This window comes from Polynucleobacter sp. 39-46-10, from assembly GCF_002282275.1.
The window spans coordinates 1-2,429 of the sequence record NZ_NCJB01000331.1 but is presented as its reverse complement, the minus strand read 5'-3'; the positions used below and the strand labels follow the sequence as shown (position 1 = coordinate 2,429).

3 protein-coding genes are annotated in these 2,429 nt (G+C 46.6%); 1 reads left to right on the top strand and 2 read right to left on the bottom strand.

From position 1 onward, the window contains the following. Positions 1-871: aminotransferase class V-fold PLP-dependent enzyme (locus B7X71_RS15260; protein ID WP_293601309.1), on the bottom strand; the 871-nt coding region annotated here is incomplete at its 3' end. A gap of 104 nt (positions 872-975) precedes the next feature. Then, on the bottom strand, positions 976-1,884 hold the full coding sequence (locus B7X71_RS15255; RefSeq protein ID WP_293601307.1) for a DMT family transporter: 909 nt from the start codon (positions 1,882-1,884) through the stop codon (positions 976-978). Between the two features lie 148 nt (positions 1,885-2,032). Between B7X71_RS15255 and B7X71_RS15250 the strand changes: the two genes are divergently transcribed. After that, positions 2,033-2,429 (top strand): alpha-hydroxy-acid oxidizing protein (locus tag B7X71_RS15250; protein ID WP_293601305.1); only part of this gene is annotated, 397 nt, incomplete at its 3' end.

The following is a 2,429-nucleotide window of genomic DNA, read 5'->3' as shown; positions in this document are numbered from 1 at the left end:
ATACCAATAAGGCACGAACCTTTTCACCCAACTCTTGCTGCTTAGCTTTGAGTGCTGCGAAACCTAGAGACTGGGTTTCTTTCATCACATTGCGCAAAATTTTGAGCGCATCTGTTGGCATGGTGGTGTGATACACGTGACCACCCTTTTCGTAGGCTTCCATGATTTGGAGCCACTTCTTCAAGTCCATTGAAAAGCTGCTACTTTGTGTAGCGTCAATACGCTCGCGCGCCCTGTCGCCCATAGCAATCAACGCACAGCAAGGCGAGCTACTCCAGCCTTTTTGTGGCGCCGTAATGACTACGTCAACATTACAAGCCTTCATATCTACCCACATTGCACCAGAGGCGATGCAATCGAGCACAAACAAACCATTCACTGAACGAACTGCTTCGCCGACAGCCTTGAGATAGTCGTCCGGCAAAATAATTCCGGCAGATGTTTCTACATGGGGAGCAAAAACCACTGCTGGCTTTTCTTTCTTAATGAAAGCAACCACCTCTTCAATAGGCGCTGGAGCAAACACACCCTGAGCGGTATCTTCTAATTGCTTACCTTTGATAACGGTAATGTCTTGGGTAATGTTGGCGAGATCAAAAATCTGCGTCCAACGATAGCTAAACCAACCATTGCGTAATACGAGGCACTTTTGATTATTGGCAAATTGGCGGGCAACTGCTTCCATACCAAAGGTGCCGCTACCTGGAACAATTACTGCAGAGCTAGCGTTGTAAGCATCTTTCAAAACACTAGAGATATCCACCATGACTTTTTTGAACTCTTCAGACATGTGGTTTAGCGAACGATCGGTATAAACAACCGAAAACTCTAGTAGACCGTCTGGATCAACATTCGGGAGTAAGCCTGGCATAGTAATTTCCTAGTAAATCGTATGATTAGGACTAAATGATACCGATTTAGCACTCTTTAGGTGGTGAAGCTTTGAAAATCGGCTTTTTCAGCAAATAAAGGGGGTTATGCACTTTTCCGTGCCGTGGAGGAAACCAATATTCCGACCACAATCAGGACAAAAGCTAGACCATGGAACAACTGAGGCGGATCCCCCAAAATTGCAGCTGAGAACAGTGCTGTGAATAAGGGGATCAGGTTGGCAAAGAAAGCTGCCACCGTGGGTCCGGCACCATTTACCCCCAAACCCCAGCAGCGATAGGCAATTAATGATGGGCCGATTGCCACAAAAACGATTAATGCCCCAGTCCAGTAGTTGAGATCAATAAAGGCATGCCCTGTAGCAATCTCAACACCCTCAAATAACATCGTCCACATAAATCCAATGAAAACCTGGGCCATTAAAAACTCAGCCCACGGCCACTGACGCTCAGTACTCTCTCCTGGACGGCTAATCATCCAGCTATAAAACGCCCAAAGAATCGTTGCCAACATGATGAACAAATCACCCATCACCACTTCCATACTTAACAGGCTAGCAGGCTCACCACGGGTTAACACCACAGTGACGCCCACTAAAGAAACAAGCGCCCCCAGCATTTGTAATAGCGTTGGTTTTACTTGATATAAGACAGCGCCAATCAAAAGCATCCAGATCGGCATGCTGGCACCAATCAGGGTGACATTAATAGCCGTCGAGGTCTGCAGGGCAAGATAGAGGAGCACGTTATAGCTACCGACCCCCAATAAACCTAAGACCAGAAAACGGCTTTTGTTTTGCCAAAGCGCGCTGCTTGGCTTAAAAATTTTCCAGCCAAAGGGTAGCAAGATCAAGGCTGCTAAACCCCAGCGAACCGCACTTAGGGTGATCGGGGAAATACTCCCCACCAACACCCTCCCAGCTATTGCATTACCCGCCCAGAAAATGGTGGCTAGCGTTAAATAAAAGACGGTCGACAGGGGTAATTGAGGCATTCAGAGGGATTTGACTAGGTAAGAAGGGCTTATTGAGCCCCAAGAAGGACTTTACCAAAGCATTGTAGAAACAAATGTCCGGTATTGCTAAGATAGAGCTTAAATTAGCATCAGCCATCTGGCATCAGCGACATACAAAGGGGTTTTAGTGGAAATCATCACCAATATTGAAGATTTGCGGGTTTTACATCAAAAGCGCACCCCCAAGATGTTCTATGACTACGCAGATTCTGGTTCATGGACTGAGTCTACTTACCGATCTAACGAATCCGATTTTCAGAAAATCAAACTGCGTCAACGTGTTGCAGTGAATATGACTAACCGCACTACCAAAACCACGATGGTGGGTCAAGAGGTGGCAATGCCTGTTGCGCTGGCTCCAACTGGCCTAACTGGCATGCAATATGCCGATGGTGAAATTCTGGCTGCGCGTGCCGCAGAAAAATTTGGTGTTCCCTTCTGCTTATCCACTATGAGCATTTGCTCTATTGAAGATGTCGCAGAACGAACCACTAAACCTTTTTGGTTCCAGCTTTATGTCATGA